General features: G+C 65.1%; 18 protein-coding genes. 5 read left to right on the forward strand and 13 right to left on the reverse strand.

All coding sequences use genetic code 11. The features are described 5' to 3' along the window. Positions 1–15: 15 nt before the first annotated feature. Positions 16–324: a DUF5983 family protein gene (locus tag H9K75_RS22645; protein WP_187724223.1), complete on the reverse strand. Its 309-nt coding sequence runs from the start codon at positions 322–324 to the stop codon at positions 16–18. A 405-nt stretch (positions 325–729) separates the two neighbouring features. Here H9K75_RS22645 and H9K75_RS22650 point away from each other — a divergent pair, with 405 nt between their 5' ends. Then, positions 730–1,077, forward strand: a complete 348-nt coding sequence (locus H9K75_RS22650; protein WP_226858393.1) for a hypothetical protein — start codon at positions 730–732, stop codon at positions 1,075–1,077. Between the two features lie 102 nt (positions 1,078–1,179). Here the strand turns inward: H9K75_RS22650 and H9K75_RS22655 are convergent, their stop codons facing one another. Further along, positions 1,180–1,692, reverse strand: a complete 513-nt coding sequence (locus H9K75_RS22655) for a hypothetical protein (protein ID WP_187724224.1) — start codon at positions 1,690–1,692, stop codon at positions 1,180–1,182. A 126-nt stretch (positions 1,693–1,818) separates the two neighbouring features. Between H9K75_RS22655 and H9K75_RS22660 the strand changes: the two genes are divergently transcribed. Continuing rightward, the gene (locus H9K75_RS22660; RefSeq protein WP_187724225.1) at positions 1,819–2,049 is read left to right on the forward strand and encodes a hypothetical protein; all 231 of its coding nucleotides are present in this window, start codon (positions 1,819–1,821) and stop codon (positions 2,047–2,049) included. On the opposite strand, the gene H9K75_RS24405 is transcribed toward H9K75_RS22660, so the two are convergent. The 9 genes from H9K75_RS24405 to H9K75_RS22690 form a co-directional block, all read right to left on the reverse strand. Continuing rightward, positions 2,020–2,244 (reverse strand): hypothetical protein, encoded by a 225-nt coding sequence (locus H9K75_RS24405; protein WP_165961698.1) that lies wholly within the window; start codon positions 2,242–2,244, stop codon positions 2,020–2,022. The genes H9K75_RS22660 and H9K75_RS24405 overlap by 30 nt on opposite strands. 2 nt (positions 2,245–2,246) lie before the next feature. Further along, positions 2,247–2,423 carry a hypothetical protein gene (locus H9K75_RS24410; protein WP_226858394.1) on the reverse strand — a complete coding sequence of 59 codons (177 nt, stop codon included), beginning with the start codon at positions 2,421–2,423 and terminating at the stop codon, positions 2,247–2,249. 494 nt (positions 2,424–2,917) lie between these two features. Next, positions 2,918–4,120: a hypothetical protein gene (locus tag H9K75_RS22670; protein WP_187724226.1), complete on the reverse strand. Its 1,203-nt coding sequence runs from the start codon at positions 4,118–4,120 to the stop codon at positions 2,918–2,920. Between the two features lie 271 nt (positions 4,121–4,391). Further along, positions 4,392–7,166 carry a helicase-related protein gene (locus H9K75_RS24415; protein WP_226858395.1) on the reverse strand — a complete coding sequence of 925 codons (2,775 nt, stop codon included), beginning with the start codon at positions 7,164–7,166 and terminating at the stop codon, positions 4,392–4,394. After that, positions 7,136–8,704: an Eco57I restriction-modification methylase domain-containing protein gene (locus tag H9K75_RS24420; RefSeq protein WP_226858396.1), complete on the reverse strand. Its 1,569-nt coding sequence runs from the start codon at positions 8,702–8,704 to the stop codon at positions 7,136–7,138. Before H9K75_RS24420 ends, H9K75_RS24415 begins: the two co-directional genes overlap by 31 nt. Then, on the reverse strand, positions 8,611–9,399 hold the full coding sequence (locus H9K75_RS24425) for a class I SAM-dependent methyltransferase (protein ID WP_226858397.1): 789 nt from the start codon (positions 9,397–9,399) through the stop codon (positions 8,611–8,613). Before H9K75_RS24425 ends, H9K75_RS24420 begins: the two co-directional genes overlap by 94 nt. 358 nt (positions 9,400–9,757) lie before the next feature. After that, positions 9,758–10,063, reverse strand: coding sequence for a hypothetical protein (locus H9K75_RS22680; protein ID WP_187724227.1), 306 nt, complete (start codon positions 10,061–10,063; stop codon positions 9,758–9,760). Between the two features lie 481 nt (positions 10,064–10,544). Next, positions 10,545–11,216, reverse strand: a complete 672-nt coding sequence (locus H9K75_RS22685) for a hypothetical protein (protein WP_187724228.1) — start codon at positions 11,214–11,216, stop codon at positions 10,545–10,547. 103 nt (positions 11,217–11,319) lie between these two features. Continuing rightward, entirely contained in the window at positions 11,320–11,946 is a 627-nt protein-coding gene (locus tag H9K75_RS22690; RefSeq protein WP_187724229.1) for a hypothetical protein, read from the reverse strand. A gap of 509 nt (positions 11,947–12,455) precedes the next feature. On the opposite strand from H9K75_RS22690, the gene H9K75_RS22695 reads away from it, so the two are divergent. Beyond that, the gene (locus tag H9K75_RS22695) at positions 12,456–13,232 is read left to right on the forward strand and encodes an alpha/beta fold hydrolase (RefSeq protein WP_187724230.1); all 777 of its coding nucleotides are present in this window, start codon (positions 12,456–12,458) and stop codon (positions 13,230–13,232) included. A gap of 76 nt (positions 13,233–13,308) precedes the next feature. Here the strand turns inward: H9K75_RS22695 and H9K75_RS22700 are convergent, their stop codons facing one another. Beyond that, positions 13,309–14,280 carry a Bug family tripartite tricarboxylate transporter substrate binding protein gene (locus tag H9K75_RS22700; protein WP_187724231.1) on the reverse strand — a complete coding sequence of 324 codons (972 nt, stop codon included), beginning with the start codon at positions 14,278–14,280 and terminating at the stop codon, positions 13,309–13,311. Positions 14,281–14,415: 135 nt separating this feature from the next. Then, positions 14,416–15,072 carry a M20/M25/M40 family metallo-hydrolase gene (locus H9K75_RS22705; protein ID WP_226858398.1) on the reverse strand — a complete coding sequence of 219 codons (657 nt, stop codon included), beginning with the start codon at positions 15,070–15,072 and terminating at the stop codon, positions 14,416–14,418. Positions 15,073–15,204: 132 nt separating this feature from the next. Here H9K75_RS22705 and H9K75_RS22710 point away from each other — a divergent pair, with 132 nt between their 5' ends. Both H9K75_RS22710 and H9K75_RS22715 read left to right on the forward strand, forming a co-directional pair. Next, a complete protein-coding gene (locus tag H9K75_RS22710) occupies positions 15,205–15,876 on the forward strand; it encodes a hypothetical protein (RefSeq protein WP_187724233.1) in 672 nt (223 codons plus the stop codon). Then, positions 15,869–16,456, forward strand: coding sequence for an RES family NAD+ phosphorylase (locus H9K75_RS22715; RefSeq protein ID WP_226858399.1), 588 nt, complete (start codon positions 15,869–15,871; stop codon positions 16,454–16,456). The genes H9K75_RS22710 and H9K75_RS22715 overlap by 8 nt, the downstream gene beginning before the upstream one ends. Positions 16,457–16,639: the final 183 nt, after the last annotated feature.

The following is a 16,639-nucleotide window of genomic DNA, read 5'->3' on the forward strand; positions in this document are numbered from 1 at the left end:
GGCACCAGGGCGTTCTCACAAGAGGGGATCTTGGGGAGAGAAGGTCGGCAGTCCCTGGACGGCGGGGGCCTCGCTGTCGAATTTGAGCCAGACGATTCCGGCTCGCTCGGCGGCCTCGAAAATCGTTGCCAGGTCGGATTCCGCAGGGGAGCGATAGCGTGGTGAGCCTACGAAGACGAAGCCTCCAAAGTCGGTCGGGTAGGCATTGACGGACAGGTCGTCATCTCGCAGCTTTTGCCGCGTCGCCGGCGTGAGATGGTTCAGCGAAAGCGCGGCCAGAGGTTCAGCCAATTCGCGCAACTGCTCAATGCATTGGGTGTGCATGGGGGTTACTCCTTGTGTGGCGATGCCGGCATGGGGTTCGGGAAGCCTTGTGGACTTCGCCAACCCTGCAGAGGTAGGCCACCATGAGTGTCAACGTTCCCAGAAACATGGTTTCGGCACCGCTGATACGGTGCAGCACGAGGACGGCGTCCCCGGCGGGAATGTGGTGCGCAACGGTTGTCGGCACGGTGGTCTTTGCACGTAGCGATTGCGGCGCCGGCGACTGGCCGGAGGGCCTTTATCTGAATAGAAAGTGGGTTGGGGCAGTGTCGCCCTGGCCTCGCTGCGTCACAAGGGGGAAAACGTGTGCAGGCCGTAAACCGTGGTGATAAACCGCTCATTCATTGCCGAATTCGGGTGGCGATTGCACGTGATGTCGCGAATCGTCAACGCCGAGAGAGTCTGATGGATGCCACTGATGGTCTTGTGACACTCAAAAGTCACTCCGGTGTCACTCAAGATATTTTTTGCTCAGGCTCCGCTAATTCGCCCTCAAGTTTGTTTTTTGGCGTCAGTATGGTGGCCATCAAGGGGGTTCACCATGATCCGCCTGGGGCGCAGATCCGTTTGACGAGCAAGGAAATCGAGTATTTCCAATGGCTGACCGACATCGAGCCGGCCGGCATCCGCACGCGCGCGGATCTCGATGCGTATGTGGCGAAGTGCAAGGCGCACTATTGGGGCGTTTCGCACGACACGCAGTTCCTGCATTGGATGATCGACCAGGAGGTTGCGCGTTGTCTGGCGGCCTGATGGCGTGAGCGCTGTGGGGATGGGGGGCTGTCTGATGGTCTGCCTATCGAGGCAGAAACACCGAGTTCCCCGGCCATAGGCCAGGAGAACTTGGTGCCAGGCTCAGCCGTTGGCCTGAGCCGCTCGAGGCGCCGCATCCATTGCGTCGACGGCAGCCGGTGGTGCGGGTGTCTCTGCAACGATAGATGGTGCCTTGAACGCCGCGCGTGCGGCGCGGACCTTGGGGCTTTTGCTCAAACGCTGAACCTGCGCAGCGGCCGGCTCAACGCTGGTCTCGGGCAGACATGCTGCGGCGAGGTCACTTCCCCGGCCGATGGCGCGGCGCGCGTTGGCTGGGAATCGGACGAACAGTCCACTGAGCAGCCAGCGCACGAATTGCCCGAAGCGCTGGTTGCGCGCCTCGCGTGCCTGGTGCAGCCGCAGCGATTCGCGGCAGCACAGGTACAGCGCCAGGTGTTCGCGCTTCATCTCGATATCGGCTTCGAGCTGGGCCGCCACTTCAGCGGCGATCGCCGGATCCTTGCCGGCGCGCCGGTAGAAGGACACCCAGGCGCGCTCTTCCTCAAGGCCGATGGCGTTGCGCTTCGGACGAGTGCGGGAGGCGTTGAGAGTCATGGTCGTTACTCCTTGCGAGAGGGAAGCACGCGCCAGGCCCCGTTCGGGAGGCGTCAGTCTCCCAGGGGTTGCGGCGGTGTGCTGCCTTGCTAAGCTGGCATCCCACACGCCTTGAAAAGCCCACACATGCTTCGTGCAGGCCACTCACTCCGGTTCACGCCCACCGAAACCGACGAACTCCGAAAACTCGGCGTCGGTGTCGGCGGGGCGCGAACGCAAGACGATCTCGACCAGGCGCTGGCCCGATGGGCCGGCACGCTGGCCGAGGAACGTCCGGAACTGCTGGAGAAGATCGCTGCGGCGATGGCGCAGGCGAAGGGAGCCTCGCTAGCCGTGCGTTTGACGCGGGTGCGCTGAACTGCCTCGCTGTGCGTTGGCCTGGGCAATCGTGATCCAGCGGTCGGCGATCCGGTCCAGATAGACCAGATCGTCGGCCTCGATTTCGCCCGCCGTGCGCAGGCGGGTGATGACCTCCTTGACCAGGAACGGATCGTCCCGGGCCAGTTCGACGACGGTGGCGGCAATGCGCCGGCGGTACAGATCGACCGACATGGTCAACCTCCCGCAGGGCACGCCGCACACGGGAGCCCCATGCACTTGCCGAGGCAGGGCAGGGGACGCAACAGCAGCGCAAGCTTGCGCTGCGCTGCGGGCAGGGGACTGGCGAGGCCAGATCCGCCCAACAGCACCGGGACGCGGTGCGATGCTCTGGCTGCAGGGACAGCAGACATGGGGTTCTCCTTCGGTGAAAAAGGGGAACGCCCAACCCTGGCGGGGACTGGGGTCCCCGTTCGGGTGTGCCTCGCTGGCGCGAAGCGGCTCGGCACCGGCCTCAAGGACCGGCATGGGATGAGGGCCCTGTGCCTTGCGGCAAGGGCCCCTGCTCAATGGCGCGCCGCAGTGAGGCGGCGCGTCAAGGAGAAAGGTCGGCGCTGACGCCGGCGGACGCTCTCGGCAGCCGAAGCAGCCGCCCCGGCAGATGCCAGGGAACTCGAGGGCAGGTAACGACTGCGACGCCAGCAGGGCTGGACTTCGGCGCGGCCGAAACCGCGAGGAAGGCTTTATGGACGCGATGTCCATGGGAAGCCCCTTCAGTATGGCGAGCGCGCGGCCGCATGTTCACCGGGCGGGGAAACACCCACCGTAATCGACGGCTTGGTACGGCGGTTGCGGGTGGCTAGACCAGGTGAGATGCATGTCGCGGCGGGCCTTGAGAAGGCCTTCGTTAGTGCCGCAAGATCTCCTGGGCCTTTGCCTTCGCGGCTTTGTGATCAGCTTTGCTGATTTCCGGCAGGTTCAGGCCTTCATCTCCATCGACATACAAGGGGCCGCCGAAATCGCTGTCATAGAACTGGCCGTCATTGAGCCCGCCATCGTGGCGGGCCGCAAGCGTCGAGCGCGTCAGGTCGGCGCCGCGGGCCAGCGCCACATACTGCCAGGTCCAGGCGCGGTGGGCGTCGCCCTGGTCGAGGGCACGCTCGGCGACCCTGCGCAGCCATCCGCTATCGGCCTTGGAGCCCACACGATCTTCTGCCCACGGATCTCCCTGGTGTGCCATTTCTTGCAGTGCCTGCCAGGAGCCTTCCTCGGCCGCCTGGCGAAGCCAGCGTCCTCGGGCTTCCGGTGTGGCGGCCGATTTTGCCATCTCCAGGGCATCGACATCACCGTCCAGCCTTTCGGCCAGCGCGATGAACTCGCCGTCTTCAAAAACCGTACCGTATTCCAGCGCGGCGGCGCGCACGCCACCTATGGCCGCAGCCTTGAGGTGGCTCTGGTACTGGCGATACCGGGGCTCCAGCCGGAGGTAGTTCTCAACCCAGCCCTGTTCGATGCTGTTCAGCTCCCGCCCCTTGAGCGATTCCTCGTAGAGATAGGGATTGGGCTTGGCGCAGCGATGGAGCGCGGCCAGCATGAAGTGCGCCCGCGGATTCTGTGCTGCGGTCTGTTTCAGGATTTCGAGCAAAAGCGTTGATGACCGGAGATGTTCCGGCACCGCTGCTGGAGCACTTGCCGGCGCGGGCGGCTCATCCCAGTCGGCCTCTTCGTCTTCCCAGTCGTCGGCCTCATCGTCGGCGGCATCGCTTTCGTCACGCAGCCGAGGCGGAAACAGCACCTGTTCCAGCGCACTCCACCGCAGAGCGCCAAGCCGATGCTCGGAGGTGAAAGTGGCCAGGACCTGGGCAAAGGTGTCCGCGGAGGGTTGGGGATAGCCCATCTGGCGTGCCCGGCCAGACACCCGGGGCGCTATTCCGTCGGGCGTTACGCCGGCACCAGCATCCACCAGGAGCGCGTCGGCATGGAATGAGGCCCAACTCTGGTAGCCGAGTGCCGCGGCGAGCAACTCGTAGACATGGCTGCGGCGGACGTCGCAGCCGGCCTGGGCCTGGAGGGATTGGTGCGCGGTATGCACCAGCTGTTTCAAAGACATGCATCTTCCTTCGGTGTCACCTCGCCGGATCGGGTCAGACGCACGCGTTTAAGTCCCCGACGACGAGGCCTTGAAGGGAGATTGGCAGTATCTGGAGAAGATGCCTGTTTTTACTCGCGTGCAAGTAGGGCGGGCGCCTTGGGCGGAATTGTATGAGGGCACGGAGCTTCCCGCGCATTACTCGGGAATGAATGCCGTGGTTTGTGGAGTTGTCCGATTTCGTTGCGCAAGAAAAAAACGCCCCGCCACCTTTCGGTGACAGGGCGTGAACTCAGGCAGCTTGGCGCATTGCTTCTCCATCCAGGCTGGCATTGCCAGCCTCGTCCTTGTCGAGGTCGAGCTGCTTGAGCAGCTCGCGCTGGCGCACCAAGAGGGTGGTCAACCGCACCTCGTGCTCGAACGGCCGGGCCAGCTCCAGCTGGAGGTCTTCCAGCCGTTTGCGCCGCAGGGCGAGCTGTTCGCCCGTCCTGGACTGCTGCTCGCCGACCGAAGCCAGCGCCGCCAGCAGCGCGGACACCAGGCCGGGCCCGGTCTGATAGGGCTCGGCGTCGTAGCGGCAGCGCCCCGCGAGGAAGAACGCCGGGACGGCCTCGGTGCCGATGGCCTGCAGGCCCAGTTCGAAGCCGCCGAAGCGGCCCAGGATCTGGCCCGATAGCAGGGCTCTGCCCTGGATGGCGGCGCGGGCGGTTTTGACGAGCTCGCGCAAGGCGTCGCCCACGGCATCCGGTCCGGCGATCCGCCGGTCTCCCAGCTCCACGGCGATCTGCGCCATGGTCTGGGGCTCCGCCTTGGCCACATCCTCGGCCTGCAGCACCAGCTTCTGCTCCAGCGACTCGATCAGCATGGGCAGCCGTCCCACCTCGCTCTCGTTGGCCCAGCGCTGGTTGCGCCAGACCGAGAACAGGGTGGAGAGCTTAGCCACCTCCGCGTCCACGCCAGCCTTCTCGATCACCATCGGATTGCCCGAAGCAAGCGCCTTGACCTCCGCGTAGCTCAGCGTGGCCAGCTCCACGTCCTCGATGGCCCGCAGGCCCTTGTCACCGCGCATGACTTGCGCGATGAAGCGCGCCTTGGTCTCCAGCGTCTGCCACATGTAGGCGTCGAAGCTCTGCTCGGTCACATAGCGGAAGATCTCGACCTCCTCGCATTCGTTGCCCTGGCGCAGGATGCGGCCCTCGCGCTGCTCGACGTCACAGGGCCGCCACGGCGCATCGAGGTGGTGCAGCGCCACCAGGCGCGTCTGCACGTTGGTGCCCACGCCCATCTTGCCGGTCGAGCCCAGCAGCACGCGCACGCGGCCTTCGCGGACCGCCTTGAACAGCGTGGCCTTCTGCGCGTCAGTCTCCGCATCGTGGATGAATGCGATCTCCTTCTCAGGAATTCCGGCCTCCAGGAGCCGCTGGCACAGGTCCTCATAGACACTGAAGACCTTGCCGCCCTTGGGGCTGGACAGGTCGCAGAACACCAGCTGCGCGCCACGGAAATCCGCCGTACGCTGCCAGATCGCCAGCACCTCACGGGTGCAGGCGCCAACCTTGCCCTCCGGATCGAACCGCGCCGCGGGCGCGACCAGCCGAAAATCCAGCGCCGCCGCCCGCCCGTCGTTCGTGACCGCGAGCATGTTGTCCTCGGTCGGATCGACCTCCCCGTTGCGGATCCTCTCGGCGCGCTGAACCAGCGTCTGCACATAGGCCTTGAGCGCCGTGCTAGCAGGAGAGGCCACCGTGCGTGCCTTGCCGCCGCGCAGCCTCGGCACCTGCAGGTTCAGCATCTCGGTGGTGCGGATGTCCGCGACCTCGCCGAAGATGGCCATCAGCTCCGGCACGTTGATGAAGCGCGCGAAGCGCGTGTGCATCCGGTAGCCGCTGCCGTCCGGCGCGATCTCCAGCGCCGTCACCGACTCCCCGAAAGTCGCTGCCCAGGCGTCGAACTGCTGCAGGCCCAGCTCCTCTAGCCGCCGGGGCTGCAGGTAGCGCTGCATGGTGTGGATCTCCGCCATGGTGTTAGCCACCGGCGTCGCCGTCGCGAAGACCACGCCGCGCTGCGCGTTGCCGTGCAGCTTCATCGTGTAGCGCGTCTTCAGGTAGAGGTCGAACGCACGTTCCGAGTTCGAGAGCGGCAGACCCGTGACCCGCGTCATCTTCGTGAACCTGTAGAGGTTCTTGAACAGATGGGCCTCATCGACGAAGAGGCCATCAATGCCCAACTGCTCCCAGGTCAGCAGATTGTCTTTCTTCCGGTCGGCGGCCAGCCGCTCCAGCCGAGCCTTCCAGCCTTTCTTCTGCGCCTCGAGCTGCTTGATGATCCGGTTGCTCCGGTCTCCGCTCTTCTCGGCACGCACCGCCATCTCTATTTCATGGATGACCTCCGCGATGTAGTCCTCGGTGAATTGCGGCGACATCCGGATGCGCTCGAAGCTCGAGTGCGTGATGACCACCGCGTCCCAGTCGCCCGTGGCGATGCGCGACACCAGCTCGCGCCGGCGGTCGCCCTCCAGATCCTCCTTTCCGGCCATGAGCACCGAGGCCTGCGGGTACAGGCGCACGAACTCGGCCGTGTACTGGGCCAGCATGTGGTTGGGCACCACATGGCAGGGCTTGGACAGGAAGCCCAGGCGGCGCATCTCCATACTGGCGATCACGCACACCGCGGTCTTGCCGGCGCCGACCACATGGAACAGGCCCACGTTGCCCGTCTGCACGGCGCGCCAGACGGAATCCCGCTGGTGCGGATGCAACTCGAAGCATTGCGAGAACCCCGGCAGCTTCAGGTGCGAGCCATCGAAGTGCCGCGGCCGCGTGGCATTGAACAGGTCGTTGTAGACCCGGCACAGCCGCTCGCGGCGTTCGCTGTCCTCGAAAGCCCAGGCCGCGAAGCGGTCCTTGAGCGCGCCGAACTTCTCCCGTGCCGCCAGCGTTTCCGCCGGATCGACGTGGTAGCGGTCCGTGGCCGGATCGCGGTCGCGCACCGTCGGCACCTGCACGTTCAGTGCGGCCTGCACCAGCTCGATGGCGTTCATCCGCGCCGTGCCCCATTCCTGGGCCACCTTGACGTTGTGCCGCGCGCTCCATTCGGGTAGGTCACCGACCAGGCGCCAGCCTCGGCCGAGTACGACACCTTGCAGTCCTTGAGTTCCAGCACATCATGGATGAAGGCCTCGACGTCGCCCGCCGGGATCCAGACCGCACCCAGGCGCGGCTCGATGGAAGCGGGCGGCAGGTCCTCGGGCTGCACGCGCTCCAGCGCTTCCACGTTGCGGCGCAGGGCCGGGCCCGAGAGCGCCGCCTGCTTGAGCCTGGCCTTGACGTTGCCCGACAGGTAGTCGTCCGCGGTCTTCCAGGCATCGTCAGCGGGATCCAGGAAGATCTGCCCGGCCTCGGAGAGCGCGGCCAGCACTTCCTCCTGGGGCGCCGACAGCAGCCGGGCCATGTAGCCGGGATCGACCCGGCCCCGCCACTGCACAGACGCGGCCAGCGCCTCGGTGGGCTCGGCGACCGCCGTCGGGGCCGACACCCGGCGCAGCGTGCGCTGGGTGAACAGCGCCGCCTTGCGCGCAGTGTCCGACTCCTCGGCGTAGTGCTCCAGCGACAGCAGCAGCGGGTAGTCCGGGTCGCGCCGGAAGGCCAGCGCGTTCGCCCGGGTGCTCAGGCAGCCGTGGCGCGACACGTAGCGGTCGTAGGTGCCACCCAGCATCGCCCGCAACTGCGCCAGCCCTTCGTCACCATCCTGCGCCAGCTGCGCGTCGAGTAGCGCCCGGGCATGGTCCCGGATCGCGCACATGCCGGCGATGCGGGCGCGCTGAGTGGCATTCAGGCTGTCATGCAGGTCGACCAGCTCGGCGCCTTCGACCCGGTGCACGCGCCCATGGTGGACGCGGAAGCTCCCGGGCCGCGCACCGGGCTCGGCCGGTACGGCGGCGCGCACGGACGCCAGCACCACCGGCTTGGCCGGGGTGTACACGCCGCTGGGCAGCAGCGCGATGCGCTCGGCCAGCGCCGGCTCGAGGTCGCCCTCGAACATCACGGTCGGAACTTCCTCGTAGCCGTTGCTCTCCTGCGTGACCTGGCCGATGCAGAACGCGGGGTTGCTGGCGTACCAGGCATTGATCTGCAGGTACTTGTGCGGGCAGCGCGGGTGGCGCAGCCCGTCCGGGACCAGCACGCGTTCCATCCAGGCGCCGCTCACGGCTTCGCCGGGGTGGCGCTTGCGCAGGAACAGCATGTCCGTCTGCACGTCGGTCGAGGCAAGGCCGGCGAACGCGCCCCGGGGCAGCCGGATCGCGCCCAGTAGCTCGGCCTGTGACGCCACGTACTCGCGCACGGCGTCGTCGCGGGCCTCCATCGTGCCGGTGCTGGTGATGAAGCACACCAGTCCGCCGGGGCGCACCAGATCCAGCGCGCGGCCGAAGAAGTAGTTGTGGATCCGGAACCGCGCATAGGGCTTGGGGCCCGCATCGGCGGCCGGGTAGTTGCCGAACGGCACATTGCCGATCACCAGGTCGAACCAGTTCTCGGGCAGGGCCACCTTCTCGAACGGAGCGATGTGCACGTCGGCGCCATGCGGCGCATACAGCGCCTGCAGCAACCGGCCGGAGAGCCGGTCGATCTCGATGGCGGTGACCGCGCTGCGCTCGGCGAGCGCGCGGGCATGGCGCCCAGGAAATGCCCGACGCCCGCCGCAGGTTCGAGCACGCGGCCACCGGCGAAGCCGAAGCGTTCGACCGCTCGCCACATGGCCTCGATTACATGGACCTCGGTGTAGTGGCTGTTGTTGACCGAGGCCCGGGCCGACTCGTAGTCGTCGTCGGGCAGCAGGGCCTGCAGCTCGCCGGCGCGGGCGCGCCAGGACGGATCCGTGCCTTCGAGGTTGAAGGCGGCGGGCAGACCGCCCCAGCCAGTGAACCGAACCAACTGGTGGCGCTGGTCGGCGGTTGCAGGCTGCTGGCCGGCTTCGAGGCTCTGCAGCGCCTGGATCGCGGCCACGTTGGCCTCGAACTTCGTGACGGTGCCATTCAGTCCGAGCAGTTGCTCGCGGCCGAGAGCCGGCCACGGGCTGTGCGGTGTGTCAGGCTTCTTGCCGTCAATGATGCGCCAGCTCGCACGCGGTGTCGCTGCGGGTGGCGGCTCCAGTTCGGCAATCGCACAGGAGGAGGAGACTTGGACCGCCTCGACAGAAGGCGGTGCGCTGAACAGATCTATCTCGGGAGACGGATCAGGAAGATCAGGGCTGTCCGGATCGAATCCGGGCAGCCACAGCGAAGGCGTGGAATGGCGAGCCATCGGTGGTTCTCCGAAAGGAAGCGGGGAACGCACCGACCCATCGGGGAGGCGAGCTCCCGGATGGGATGGACGAATGGGCACGGCCCTGGGCCCTGCGCGTGGGCGACAGGACCAGGGCGTGTGGTGAATGGGCAGCGCAGGGCTGCCGTGGCGGTGGGGCGGGCGGGTATCGACCGCGACGCCCGAGCGGACTCGGGAACGCCCGAAAGGGCGTGCGTTGGCCAAGGCCTAGTGCGAGGATCAGTGTGCGGCGGGCGCCGCTGAACACGGTGCCTGCCGGAGAAATGCCAGCGTCAATGCTGGCCAGGAGGGCCGATTGGCGGTGGCAAGCCGCCTGGAGCCAATCGGCCCGTGCCGTTCAATACTCGCCGGGCAACAGCAACGTGGTCACGCTCCGATCCCACTCGGTGATGATCCAGAGCTTCAGATCGGGCGCCACCTGGTAGGACGAGAACAGCCGGTCGTTACCGGAGTGCAGTGCGGCGTCGTTCAGGCGCCGGTCGCCGGCGTCAAGGTCGCCCCAGTCGCCGCAGAGGTGGCGGTACAGGTACGGCGCGGGGTCGAGCCGCCCTTCGTCGATCAGCGTGTCGACGCCGGTGGTCATGACGATCTGTCCGGAGGCGAATCGGGCTTGCGATGGAAGCACGAGAACTGCGAGTGCCATGGTGATTTCCTTCGAGAAGAAAGAAGGGGCCACGGCACCCGATGGGGCGCATGGCCCCAACGGGTGGAAGGGATGAATGAAGACGGCCGGGCGCCGTCAGGAAAAGGCTCGGCGAACGGCCTTGAGATCGTCCAGGAGCTGGCCCGTGCAGTGGCAAGGGCCGGCTCCAGAACGACTGGGCCGCTACGCGGCCACGGGCTGCTTCAACCCCAGGCTTCGATGGCCGCATTCCCGTCGATAGGGCTTTGCGACAGCAGCGCCGTGATGGGTTTCCTCACAGGTCAATGAGGTGGACGCACGCCCTTTGGGGCGCTGGTGCCCCTCGGGGTTGTGAAAATCCCGTCCATGGAGGACGGGCTGGTGATGGCGTCACCGGTCTTGGTGGCGCTGTTGGCTTGCGTCGGCGCCTATGGCGCCGGCAGGTCACGTCTATGAGGAACCGGGAGCAGGCTCTCTATGGGCAGCGATGGAGCTCCGGCTTTCACTGAAAAACGCGCGGCTCCACGGTTTCTCCGCACATGAAGGCCAGATAAGCTCCCGCTTTGCCGATGTCGGAAAAGCAGGCTTGGACTTCGCCGTCGCGCAGTACCTGCCAGGGCAGGTCGAGCTTCTCGGTGTCGCGGCGGATCGAGAGGTCGGGCGTGCAGTAGGCCGGATGCCGGTAGAGATCCACGCCGGACTCCCAGTCGATGAGCCGCAGCAGGCAGCCGGTCAGGATGGCCGTGCCGCCGTCGGCGCCGGGCTCGATCAGCAGCGGGACCTTGAGGGTGCCAGTGGAGCGCCCGATCCTGCCGACGACGTCGTGCTCGTCCAGCCAGCTTCGGCCGGTTGCGGTGTCGCCCTGGATCAGGCGCACTCGGGAGCCGTCGCGCCGGCATTTCTCCAGGACGCGGGCGGCCTTGGGGTCGGTACCCGGCTCGAAGTAGGTCTGCTGGTTCAGTGCCGAACTGCCCCAGGCGCGGATGGCCGCCCGGTACTTTTCATAGCCGGCTATCGCGCCATACTCGCCCGGTTTAAAGGCTAGCGCAGGCTGCTCCAGCCTGGCTGCGATCAGGCCGGCATGGTCGCGCGCGTTGTCGAAGCCTAGGCAGGTGTACCCGTCACCACAGGGGATGACGTAGAGCCTCTGCTCGGGATTCAGAGTCACGTTCATGGTGGGTTCTCCGGTGATTGGGGGAGCCCACCCCCGTGGGGCGAACCCCGCAGGTTGGTCAGTCGGCGTCCCGACGCTGTGGCGTCGGGGCGAATCCTTGGCTTCAGGCGGCCAGCAGTTCCTGGCCGACCTGGTGAGGGTCCGTTGCCACGAACAGGCGGTGAAATGCCTCCACCTCCCCGCGAGCCAAAGCAGCGCAGGCCTCGCAGACTGCGACTTCGACGTTGGGCACGCTGGGCTCGCAAGGCTGGACACAGGCCAGAACCGTGTCGTCACCTGCCAGGAAGGACAGGTGACCTGTCCTGGGATCGTGCGTCACCCGGCGAACCCGGGACGACTGGCCTACCAGCTGCTGGCGGATCAGTTGGGCGGCGGCGGGCAGCGACTCTGTCAGCTCGACCCGTTCCAGGTCGCCGAGTTCGTGGCCATAGAAGTACACGAGGTAGCCGCTGGGTTGAAGTGCTTCGATCATGTCGAACCGAAGCGGCGGAAGAAGGGGCGCAGCAGCCGGGGCCGAATCGGCGATGGGATGCGGTGCAGCGACCTCCACCTGCTGGCAGCTCTCCAGATGGCTGAGCTTGAGCAGCAGTGCATCGGCATGGGCGCGCTCATCCAGCGTGAGCTGGGTTCGCATCGCGAGAATCTCCTGGATCATCAGGCGCAGTTCCTGAACGATGGCGCGCTCAGCGCGGCGTTCGATCGCGCACAGGGTGTCGGTGATGGAGGTCATGAATGGCCCTTCGGGAATGGGATGTGCCGCCCAAGTCCAAAGACGGACCTGTACGACGTGGTGCGGTCAAGCCGCGGGATTGGGGGTGTGCGCCGAGCGGCGCCAAGATGGAAACCGGCAACGCCGGTTGAAGCACGGCCGCCGTGGGCGGCCTTTTGACAGGGCGACGCTATTGCGTCAGGCGGGTAACGACCGCAACGCCCGAATCATTCGGGACGGGAGAGGCGGCGAGCAGGTGCTGCAGCCCCGAAGCAATTCTCAGTCTGCCCGAGCAAGAGGGAGGTGGGAAGCCGCCCAGAACAGTTGGCATCCGGAAACGCCGGACAAAGTTGCTGATTGCCGATGGCGAATGGCAATCACGCGAGGCTCCGCGAGACGTGAGCGTCGGCGGGAGCAGGGGGCCAAACATGGTTGGATGCCGGGTCCAGTGGTGGCTGGATCAACGCCGTTGACCAAGCTGATGATGAACTTGGCGCCGAGTGGAAATATTTCCATTTAGTATGTTGCGCATGAACTTGGTCGATATCAACGGTGTCTTGTTGGAGGTGGCGCGCATTGGCGCACCTGGTCCGAACGATCGGCGCGAGCCATTGCTCTTCTTGCACGAGGGATTGGGTTCCATCGCTCAGTGGGGCGATTGGCCGGCCAGCCTTTGTGCGGCGACTGGGCGGGAAGGCGTGGTGTATTCGCGGCGCGGCTACGGTGGCTCCAGCCCCGTGCCGGACGTGCGTGGCGCAGGGCGCCTTGGGCCCGACTACATGCATCGAGAAGCGTTGCAGGTGCTGCCTGCTCTACTTGAGCGCATAGGTATCAGGCAACCGGTGCTGGTGGGCCACTCCGATGGCGGGACCATTGCACTCATCCATGCCGCACACCACCCTGTGTCAGCCTGCGTGGCACTGGCACCGCATGTGATGGTGGAAGACATTTCGGTCAGCGGCATCGAGGAAGCGCGACACGAATACGAACACGGCTCGCTGCGCGAGCGCCTGGCACGTCATCATGACGACGTGGACAGTGCCTTCTGGCAATGGAACGACGTGTGGCTTTCTCCTGCCTTCCGAGCCTTCGATATTCGCAAGGAACTCGGCGCCATCACAGCGCCCTTGTTGTGCATTCAAGGTGAGCAGGATCGATACGGCACGCTGGCCCAGATTCGCGATGTTCAGAGCGCTGTGCCTGCCGCTCTGCTGCTGGAAATCGCTGACTGTGGTCACTCCCCTCATCGTGATCAGCGGGACACGGTAAACGCGGCGATTGCGAATTTCTTGCGCGACGTGAACTGATAACGCCGGAGGGCTCAGGCTGGCTGCAGGTTTGCCGCAGAGAGCCCCGATCAGGCGGAGGCGGGCCGAGTTTCCTCTACTCTGTATCGATCCGGTATTTGGCGACGGCCTCGCTTAGCTGGGCCGCGTCTCTGCTCATGAGTGCCTGGAATTCGCCAGGTGTGGAGGTTTGGGCGACCACCCCGCTGATAAGCATCCCACTGCGAACCTGTGGATCCGTCATTACCTTTCGCAGTGCGGAATTCAGCTTGGCGATCACTTCATCTGGCGTGCCAGCGGGAGCCAGCAGGCCGAACCAGGCCTCGGAGACGTAGCCGGGAACGGCAGACTGAATGGTAGGAATGCTGGGAGCGATGGGGTGGCCAGGGCTGGCGCTCGCGATACCCAAAGCCCTCAATGTTCCTTGTTCCACCAGGCTCAGCATGTCGGCGGAAGGGGGCGTCAGCAGGATGTCGACTTCGCCGGTACGCAGCGCGAGCGCACCATTCGATTGACCTTTGTAGGGAATGTGCTGAAGCTTGATTCGCGCGGCGTCGCCAAGCCGCGCGGTTTCGATACGAGTGAGCGAAGCCGTACCTGAAGAGGCGTAGCGCAGTCCGTTGGGTTGTTCGCGGGCATAGTGCAGGAAGTCAGCGAGGTTCTTTGCGGGGAAGTCTGACTTCACCAAAAGAACCATGGGAGATGTCGTCAAGGTGCTGACTGGCTTGAAGTCCTTGAGCAGGTTATAGCCAGCGCGCTTGTTCACGATGGGAGTGATGAGCAGGCCGTTGTTTGCGTGCAGGAGGGGGTACCCGTCCGGCTTCGCGCGCGCGACGCTCACGGCAGCGATTGCACCCGATGCGCCCGGCTTGTTTTCAACGATGACGGGCTGGCCAAGTGACTCGGACAGTGCCGTTTGGATCTTGCGAACCTGGATGTCACTGCCGCCGGCGGGATATGGAACCACGATAGTGATCGGCCGAGAGGGGTAGGGCTCGCTCGCGTTGGCGCTACCCAATCCGGCGGCGGCAAATACTGCGAGGGCGGTGAGCATTGAGAGGGGATTCATGGTTGTCTCCGGGTGTCAACAAGCGCAAATGGGATGAAGGTCTGTGCAACACAGCGCGCGCCACATGTGTACGTGCGGGGCGCTACACAGATTCGGTCGATTGCCGCGAAGCTCAGGGCACGAGAAACTGGTTCGTCAAGGCACCCAGTAGCTGGCTCCCACACCGATGAGGGTGTCGTTGAAGTCATATTTCGGGTTGTGGACGGCGCACGCTCCCATCGCGTCTCCCGCTCCGTTCCCAACGAAGAAGTAGCAGCCAGGCACTTCCTGCAGCATGTAGGCGAAGTCCTCGCTGCCGAGCATGAGAGGCCCCTGATCGACGACCCTGTCCTTGCCTACGATCTGGTACGCAATATCGCGAGCGAATTCGGTCTCGGAATCGCTGTTGACCAGCACGGGGTATCCCGCGGTCAATTCGATCGACGCCTGTGCGCCGTAGCTCTCCACCTGTCCAGCTACCACGGCGCGCAGCCTGCGCTCCAGCAGAATGCGAACCTCGGGCGAGTGGGAGCGGACGCTGATCTCCAGCACTGCTGTCTCCGGAATCACGTTGTTCGCTTTTCCAGCGCAGAACGCGCCCACCGTGACGATGCCCATTTGGAGCGGGTCCACGTTGCGCGAAACAATGGTCTGCAGGGCCATGACGATGCTGGAGCCCACCACAACAGGATCGATGGTCCGATGGTCGGCGGCACCGGCCATGCGAAACCATCCGACAAGCATCCGGATCGATGGGCGAATGCCGGTGGCGTTGGTGTTGCTATTGGAGCACTGGCGGCACCGCTGGCGCATTGACTTGTCTCGGCTTCTTCGCCACCGACCTGGTGCCCTCACCCCAGAGGGCAGCATGCTCTATGCAGTCATGGGATTACACAAAATATGAAAATTTATGATAATCTAGATAATCTTCCTCAGGAGCAGACCATGACTGCCATCCGTGACCCCGCAGCATTCGCTACCTTGGTTGGCACCCCGAGCGAGGTGCGCAGCCGTCTCGACAAGTTCAAGGCCGAGCAGGTGATCGTCCTGCCCGTGGCGCGGGCCGATGCCAAACACGCGAGCCTGCTGGCCCAGATGCTGGCCAGCGTCATCCCCTTCATCGAAACGGTGCTGCACGAGCAGAACGAGCAGACTCTCAAGGCGCTGATCAGCGCAGTGGTGCCCAAGGCACCGCCCACGCCGGCCATGCTCAGGGAAGCGGCGATGCTGGCGCGTTCGCGCACGGCCGTGCTGGAAGGCGCTGACTGGCTGACCGCTGCCAAGGTGGCCGAGCTAGCCGGCCTAAGCGCGACCAATCCGAGTACGCAGCCCAACAAATGGAAGCGCGAGCGCCGGATCTTCGCGATCCACCACAACGGCGTCGACTATTTCCCTGGATATGGTCTCGAACCGGAAGCCGACTGGAGGCCACGCAAGGCTCTAAAGTCCGTCTTGGATGTCTTTGGCGACGAGAAGGACGGCTGGGGGCTGGCCTACTGGTTCCTCTCGGCCAACAGCTTCCTAGGCGGCCGACGCCCGCAGGACGTGCTGGCAACCAGGCCGGAGGAGGTTATTGCCGCCGCCAACGACGAGATGGAAAGCGTTGCGCATGCCTAAAACGCGCAAGACCCCGCCGGTCGTCAGCTCGTCACCTCCTGCAGGCGGCGACGGCACGGCGACTCCCGTGCCACCCGCCAAGCTTCATGTCACTCCGTGGACGTTGCCAGCCGACCAGGCGCTGCACCGTGTGCATCAGGATCTGTACAAGGCCGACCAGTTCAATCCGGGTCTCAAGGGCAATGCGCGCTTCAGCCCAATCCGCAACGCCAAGGGCGATCTCATCCCGACACTCTATGCCGCTGTCACCTTCGAGGCGGCTGCCATGGAGTCCGTGTTCCACGACGTCTCGCATGCGCCCGGCTTCAAGCACTACGATAAGCGCAAGTTGGAGGGGCAATTGCACTCCGAAGTCAAGGTCGAGCGCGAGCTGAAGCTCGCCGACCTCAGCAGCGTTGCGTTGCGCAAGCTGGGTGTCCAGCGCAAGCAACTCATCGATACCGAGAAGAGTCAGTACCCGGCGACGCGCCGCTGGGCCGAGGCGATCCACGCCCAGCATCCAGACATCCAGGGGCTGTCCTGGATTTCACGCCAAGACGATTCGGCTCGCGCGGTAATGCTGTTCGGCGACCGAATCTAGAAGCGCTCGCTGCAGCAGGTGGGCGAATCGCGCAGCCTGCTGAAAGACGAGCAGGCCTATGGACAACTGCTGAATCTGGCTGATCGAATTGGGGTCGACATCGTGCCGGGCAAGGAGACGCCGTAGTCAGGCCATCGAATCATGCAGGAGAGGGATGTTCCCGATTCGGCTGTTCACAAAGAA

This window comes from Diaphorobacter aerolatus (genome assembly GCF_014489535.1).
GTDB lineage: Bacteria > Pseudomonadota > Gammaproteobacteria > Burkholderiales > Burkholderiaceae_C > Diaphorobacter_A > Diaphorobacter_A aerolatus.

Coding starts and splice junctions, on each gene's coding strand:
- H9K75_RS22645 (WP_187724223.1), bottom strand. CDS start 324: ATGCACACCCAATGCATTGAGCAGTTGCGCGAATTGGCTGAACCTCTG.
- H9K75_RS22650 (WP_226858393.1), top strand. CDS start 730: ATGGATGCCACTGATGGTCTTGTGACACTCAAAAGTCACTCCGGTGTC.
- H9K75_RS22655 (WP_187724224.1), bottom strand. CDS start 1,692: ATGACTCTCAACGCCTCCCGCACTCGTCCGAAGCGCAACGCCATCGGC.
- H9K75_RS22660 (WP_187724225.1), top strand. CDS start 1,819: ATGCTTCGTGCAGGCCACTCACTCCGGTTCACGCCCACCGAAACCGAC.
- H9K75_RS24405 (WP_165961698.1), bottom strand. CDS start 2,244: ATGTCGGTCGATCTGTACCGCCGGCGCATTGCCGCCACCGTCGTCGAA.
- H9K75_RS24410 (WP_226858394.1), bottom strand. CDS start 2,423: ATGTCTGCTGTCCCTGCAGCCAGAGCATCGCACCGCGTCCCGGTGCTG.
- H9K75_RS22670 (WP_187724226.1), bottom strand. CDS start 4,120: ATGTCTTTGAAACAGCTGGTGCATACCGCGCACCAATCCCTCCAGGCC.
- H9K75_RS24425 (WP_226858397.1), bottom strand. CDS start 9,399: ATGGCTCGCCATTCCACGCCTTCGCTGTGGCTGCCCGGATTCGATCCG.
- H9K75_RS22680 (WP_187724227.1), bottom strand. CDS start 10,063: ATGGCACTCGCAGTTCTCGTGCTTCCATCGCAAGCCCGATTCGCCTCC.
- H9K75_RS22685 (WP_187724228.1), bottom strand. CDS start 11,216: ATGAACGTGACTCTGAATCCCGAGCAGAGGCTCTACGTCATCCCCTGT.
- H9K75_RS22690 (WP_187724229.1), bottom strand. CDS start 11,946: ATGACCTCCATCACCGACACCCTGTGCGCGATCGAACGCCGCGCTGAG.
- H9K75_RS22695 (WP_187724230.1), top strand. CDS start 12,456: ATGAACTTGGTCGATATCAACGGTGTCTTGTTGGAGGTGGCGCGCATT.
- H9K75_RS22700 (WP_187724231.1), bottom strand. CDS start 14,280: ATGAATCCCCTCTCAATGCTCACCGCCCTCGCAGTATTTGCCGCCGCC.
- H9K75_RS22705 (WP_226858398.1), bottom strand. CDS start 15,072: ATGCGCCAGCGGTGCCGCCAGTGCTCCAATAGCAACACCAACGCCACC.
- H9K75_RS22710 (WP_187724233.1), top strand. CDS start 15,205: ATGACTGCCATCCGTGACCCCGCAGCATTCGCTACCTTGGTTGGCACC.
- H9K75_RS22715 (WP_226858399.1), top strand. CDS start 15,869: ATGCCTAAAACGCGCAAGACCCCGCCGGTCGTCAGCTCGTCACCTCCT.